A 5,555-nucleotide genomic window follows, 5' to 3' on the forward strand; every position below is an offset into this window, starting at 1 on the left:
CTTTAATACATGCAGGTCCTTCTTCTCTGTCAGCACAGAGGTCACATTTTTCAGCAACTTTTGATTGGAAAGTCATTGCACCAAACGGACAGACCATTACACATAATCCGCAGCCGATACATTTTGTAGTATCGACTCCGTCATCGGTAACTGCTTCTGTCGGACAGATTTTTATACATGGTGCGCTTTCACAATGTTGACATACAATGGAATAAAAGGAAGAATCATGTTCAATAATTTTTATTCTACTGGCTTTATGGACTGATGCACACATGTTTTCACAATTGAGGCATCCGTCACATAAGTTATTGTTTACAACAATACTTTCCATTGTCTTCCTCCTATAATCCTAACTCTTTACACTCTGCGTCGACATATTTTTGGATTTTTTCAATGTGCTCTTCATCTAAGTGTTTGAATCTTTTTTGCGGTGCAAGGTATTCTTTAACAGGTTTTCTTTCTTCAGGCCTGTAAGTGATTTCAAACTCACCGTTTTCAATTTCATATAAGATCCATGAACCGGTTTCAACAGCTAACCTGCCCATTTCAATTGTTTTTTCTGAAGGATATCCCCAACCTGTAGTACATGGTTGCTGCAAGTGAATGTATGCAGGGCCTTTGATTGAAGCGGCCTTTTTAACTTTGTTGACGAAGTCTTCAGGATATGCAATTGATGCGGTTGCCACATATGGGATTCCATGGGCAGCCATAATCATAGGCATGTTTTTCTTAGGTTTGTCTTCTCCGAAACTTGCACTACCTTTCGGTGAAGTTGTGGTACTTGCACCGTATGGTGTAGCCCCACTTCTTTGAATACCTGTGTTCATGTATGCTTCGTTATCGTAACAGATGTAGAGCATGTTGTGTCCTCTTTCCATAGCTCCGGATAATGATTGTAAACCTATATCTACAGTTCCTCCGTCACCACCGAAAGCGACAACATTAACGTCATCCTTTCCTTGAATTCTTAATGCACTTTCAACACCGGATGCAACAGCACCTGAGTTTTCAAATGCAACGTGTATAAATGGGACTTCCCATGAAGATTCTGGGTATGGTGTAGTCATAACTTCAAGACAACCAGTAGCAGAAATAGCTACAGTGTTTTCGCCTAAAGCATTAAGAGCTAATTTTACTCCAATTGATGCTCCACAACCAGCACAGCCTCTGTGTCCCGGTGCTAATAAATCTTTATCAGGTATATCTACCATATCTATTCCTCCTTAAGTCCAATCCAAGTGACATCTTTTTCTGGCACTTTGGTTTTTTCATATGCTTCAATGATTGTTTCAGGTGTAATGTCTCTTCCACCTAAACCTGCTACAAAGCCGTAGATTTCCTTATCGATTTTAACTTTCATGTCAGCATAAAGAGCTCCACCAATTCCGAATGAGAAGTTTTTGTCGATGACTGCAATTTTATCACAGTTTTTGACAGCTTCGTTGATCGCTTCAACAGGGAATGGTCTGTAAGCTCTGATTTTAAGCAAACCTACTTTTTCGCCTTTTTCTCTTAATTGATCTACAATAACTCTGATGGTACTGCAAAGTGAACCCATTGCAACGAATATTATTTCTGCGTCTTCGGTTTTGTACGGTTCGACAAGACCATATTTTCTTCCGAATATTTCAGCAAATTCATTGCAGGTCTTTTGGATTACATCTATGGATTTTGTCATTGCAACTTCCATATCATGTCTTGCTTCAGTGTAGTAATCCGGATCTGCAAAGTTACCAATGGACATTGGCTGTTTTGGATCAAGGAATGCATGTTCAGGTACATATGGAGGTAGGAATTTATCTACACTTTCCTGATCTGGAATTTCTACCGGTTCAACGGTGTGTGTTAAAATAAATCCGTCTAGACATACCATTGATGGGAGTAATACATCAGGATGTTCTGAAATTTTATAAGCCATTAATGTAGTGTCTAATGCTTCCTGAGCATTTTCAACATAAATTTGCAACCAACCTGCATCTCTTTGTGCGATTGAATCTTGTTGGTCGTTCCAAATGTTTAACGGTGCGGAAATTGCTCTGTTTGCGTCTGCTAAAACGATAGGCACTCTCATACCTGCAGCAGCAAATAAGATTTCGTGCATTAACATTAATCCTTGTGAAGATGTTGCTGTAAATACTCTTACTCCAGCACCACTTGCTCCAACCGCAGCACTTATTGCACTGTGTTCTGATTCCACTTTAACGTATTTGGCATCGATTTTTTCATCAGCAACATATTGTGCCAAATATTCTGAAATTGTAGTTTGTGGAGTAATCGGATAAACAGGAATAACTTGTGGTTTAGCTAATCTGACAGCTTCTGCAACAGCTTTGTTTGAGGTCATTACTTCTTTTACCATTTCATCACTCTCTTTATTCTTTTACCATTTCAATTGCATCTGAAGGACATTCGTTTGCACAAATTCCGCATCCTTTACAGTAATCATAATCAATGTCATGTTGTTTATTTACACTGCCGTCCGGACAAAATATGATACAATTATCACAGTCAATACATTTCTCTTTATCTAAAATAGGTTTGAAAGTTCTCCAGCTTCCAGTTTTGTTATTTCTACTGTTGCCGGGGTTTTTAATTACACATCCTATACTTACCATTATACTCACCCTTATTATCCCATTTCATAAGCTTTTTTAGTAGCTTCGACATTTAGCTCTCCGACTTTTCCAGGGAATGTTTCCTTAATCACTTCGAGAAGTGAATCAATGGTTACTGCTTGGGTTTTCTTAGCAAAATAACCTAAAATAATAGTATTTACAATGTTACGACCTAACATTTCTAATGCAATTCCAGTTGCATCAATACTGTAAACCTCATGCTCTCCGCTGCCTTCAAAGCTTTCAGTGTTAATTGTCACTTCTGTGTTGTCTTTGATTCCAGCGAAAACATCCACTACATTCAATAATCCGTCGTCCAAAACCAGTACGTAGTCCGGATTATATACTTGGTATCTTAAATCAATTGGCTTGTCATCAATTCTGGTGAAAGCCATAACTGGAGCTCCTCTACGTTCAACTCCAAAGAATGGAAAAGCTTGGGAATATTTGCCGTCTTTGAATGCTGCTTTTGCTAAGATTTCAGCAGCAGTTACAGCACCTTGTCCGCCTCTTCCATGAAAACGAATTTCAATCATTAATTTTTCCTCCATATATTTATCATGTATAATCATTATAAATTACAAAATATATAAATTTTATGTTAAATACTATCTATTCAATTATTTTGTTTTAATTTTTTTGGTGTAATCGTTTATTTTTTCTTTGTTATTATAATAAAGAGTTTTATTTTTCCCATATTTCTTATACTGTTCTTAAATCCCTTTTTGATAAAATAACAAATTATAATAAAATTTAATTTTTAAAAGGTTTATTAATATTATAGGTTATAATAATATATAATAAAAATCTAGTTGTGAAGATTATGAAAGTTTTAATAATTACTGGTGAATTGGCATATCCTTTAATCAAAGATGTTGTTTCCAGTTCTAAAGAGGATATAATAGTACATATTGCTGATAATACGCAGGTGGCGGCATTTTTAACACCGAGACAAATTATTAAAGAGGTAAAAAACTGTTTTTCTGATCAATTGGATGAAATTGACATGATTTTGGTTCCGGGATTGATTAAGAAGGGAACCAAGGAAATCACAAAGGAACTTGGAATTCCAACTTTCAAGGGATCCACCGATGGTGCTGACCTTGCAATGGTTTTGAATTTAATTGGAAGCATTGATTTGTCTGAAGACAAGCCTGCTGATAAACTTATTGAAGAGGAAAAAAGAAAAGAAGCGTTCAAATTCATTGAAGAGTTTGAAAATGACACTGAAAATATCGAAAGACTTCTTGAAAAGCCGAATAATATCAGGATTAGAAATCTTCCTGTAGGTGAAGACTTCCCAATGAGGGTGCTCTCAGAAATCGCAAATGCTCCATTCCTGTCAAAAGAGGCATTAATCAACAAATGCCAGTATTTCGTTGATTCTGGTGCAGACATGATTGACATAGGTATGGCTGCCGGTGAGGACTTTTCAGACAAGATTCCCGAATTGATACAGACATTAAGGCCAATCGTTGGTGACAGGCCATTAAGCATAGACACTTTAAATGCTAAAGAGATTCAGGTTGCGGCTGAAAATGGCATTGATTTTGTTTTAAGCCTTGATTTGGGAAACAACTCTGAAGTTCAGGAAATCTTAAAGGAAAAAGACATTCCTGCAGTGTTGCTTCCCACCAATTTTTCACAGGGCAAATCGCCTAAATCTCCTGCAGAACGTGTTGAATCAATGCATCAGCTGATTAAGGACACTGAAGGTTTGAGATATGTTGCGGATTTGATTTTGGATCCTGTAAACAGTGCAAGTATTGTAGAATCAATCATAGCGTGTCATGAGTTTCACAAGGTAAATCCTGCTCCTATGTTTTTCGGAGTGGGCAATGTCACTGAACTTATGGATGCCGATTCCGGCGGTGTCAATGTGCTTCTGGCGGGAATAGGCATGGAGCTTGGTGTGAGCATACTGTTCACTCCTGAGGAAAGTGGAAAGACAAGGGGAAGCGTTTATGAACTTGCCACTGCATCCAAAATGATGTTTTTGGCAAAGCACAGGAAATCCATTCCGAAAGATTTGGGAATCAATCTGGTTGCCTTTAAAGATAAGCATAAAAGAAACGACATTATCTTAAATGAAGTTGATGGGGTAGCCGAAACAAGACTCGAAAAGCCACTTAAATTCATAAGGGACAAGGCAGGCAGTTTCAAGATAAGTGTAGATTACGGCACCACAGTTAAAGACAGCAGAATCATCGCCACTCATTTCAGAAAAAACAAGGCGGATTTGGTAATTGTAGGTCACACCGCTAAAGAAGTCTATGAAGAAATAATAACAAAAAATTTAGTGACTCGTATGGAACACGCTGCATATCTGGGTTCCGAACTTCAAAAAGCTCAAATTGCAATGATTACAGGAAAAGAATATGTTCAGGATTTTGAGTTGTTCAAAAATCCTGATGAGTTTAAAATTTAATTTTTATTCGAAATCAGCAGTTTCTGCCGGCTGTTCTGATTGTCCAGGGTCTACGGTTGGGGTTTCACTTCCACTATCACTGCTTTGGCCTTGACCGCTGTCAGTACTACTTTGACCTTGGCCACTGTCAGAACTTTGGCCTTGACCGGAATCATAGGAAGGTGTATACTGATAACTTTGTCCGGTATAATAATTTCCACTGCTGCTTTCAGATGAATCCGGAGCATAGACTCCAGTATCACGTTGTGTATTATCGATATCTGCACTTGAACCGTTTGTCAAATTGGTAGTATTTTTGGTTATATTTGATAAATCGGTAGTATTTGTTTCATGTGGTTGAACTAATGAAACATTTGTACCTGTTATGATAATACAGACACATGATGCGATTGCAATAAGAATTAATAGTATTAAGATAATTGCATTATCTTTTTCCATATTGTTTAAACCTCCTTAATTAATTATATATTAAATGTAGAGCAATATATACTTAATTACATAAAACTTAAATA

At 37.2% G+C, this 5,555-nt stretch carries 7 protein-coding genes; 1 reads left to right on the forward strand and 6 read right to left on the reverse strand.

What is annotated here, in order from left to right; genetic code table 11:
* The 5 genes from Q0W26_RS11150 to Q0W26_RS11170 all read right to left on the reverse strand — a co-directional run.
* A partial coding sequence (locus Q0W26_RS11150; RefSeq protein ID WP_298525334.1) for a 4Fe-4S dicluster domain-containing protein occupies positions 1–331 on the reverse strand: 331 nt, incomplete at its 3' end.
* Positions 332–341: 10 nt separating this feature from the next.
* The gene (gene porB, locus Q0W26_RS11155; RefSeq protein WP_298525337.1) at positions 342–1,211 is read right to left on the reverse strand and encodes a pyruvate synthase subunit PorB; all 870 of its coding nucleotides are present in this window, start codon (positions 1,209–1,211) and stop codon (positions 342–344) included.
* 2 nt (positions 1,212–1,213) lie between these two features.
* Positions 1,214–2,359, reverse strand: coding sequence for a pyruvate synthase subunit PorA (gene porA, locus Q0W26_RS11160; RefSeq protein WP_298525340.1), 1,146 nt, complete (start codon positions 2,357–2,359; stop codon positions 1,214–1,216).
* A 13-nt stretch (positions 2,360–2,372) separates the two neighbouring features.
* Positions 2,373–2,615 carry a pyruvate synthase subunit PorD gene (gene porD / locus Q0W26_RS11165; RefSeq protein WP_298525344.1) on the reverse strand — a complete coding sequence of 81 codons (243 nt, stop codon included), beginning with the start codon at positions 2,613–2,615 and terminating at the stop codon, positions 2,373–2,375.
* A 14-nt stretch (positions 2,616–2,629) separates the two neighbouring features.
* Positions 2,630–3,151: a pyruvate ferredoxin oxidoreductase subunit gamma gene (locus tag Q0W26_RS11170; RefSeq protein WP_298525347.1), complete on the reverse strand. Its 522-nt coding sequence runs from the start codon at positions 3,149–3,151 to the stop codon at positions 2,630–2,632.
* Between the two features lie 287 nt (positions 3,152–3,438).
* Here Q0W26_RS11170 and Q0W26_RS11175 point away from each other — a divergent pair, with 287 nt between their 5' ends.
* Positions 3,439–5,043, forward strand: coding sequence for a dihydropteroate synthase-like protein (locus Q0W26_RS11175; protein WP_298525350.1), 1,605 nt, complete (start codon positions 3,439–3,441; stop codon positions 5,041–5,043).
* Positions 5,044–5,046: 3 nt separating this feature from the next.
* On the opposite strand, the gene Q0W26_RS11180 is transcribed toward Q0W26_RS11175, so the two are convergent.
* Positions 5,047–5,481: a hypothetical protein gene (locus tag Q0W26_RS11180; protein WP_298525352.1), complete on the reverse strand. Its 435-nt coding sequence runs from the start codon at positions 5,479–5,481 to the stop codon at positions 5,047–5,049.
* Positions 5,482–5,555: the final 74 nt, after the last annotated feature.

This window comes from uncultured Methanobrevibacter sp. (assembly GCF_947169325.1).
Lineage (GTDB): Archaea > Methanobacteriota > Methanobacteria > Methanobacteriales > Methanobacteriaceae > Methanocatella.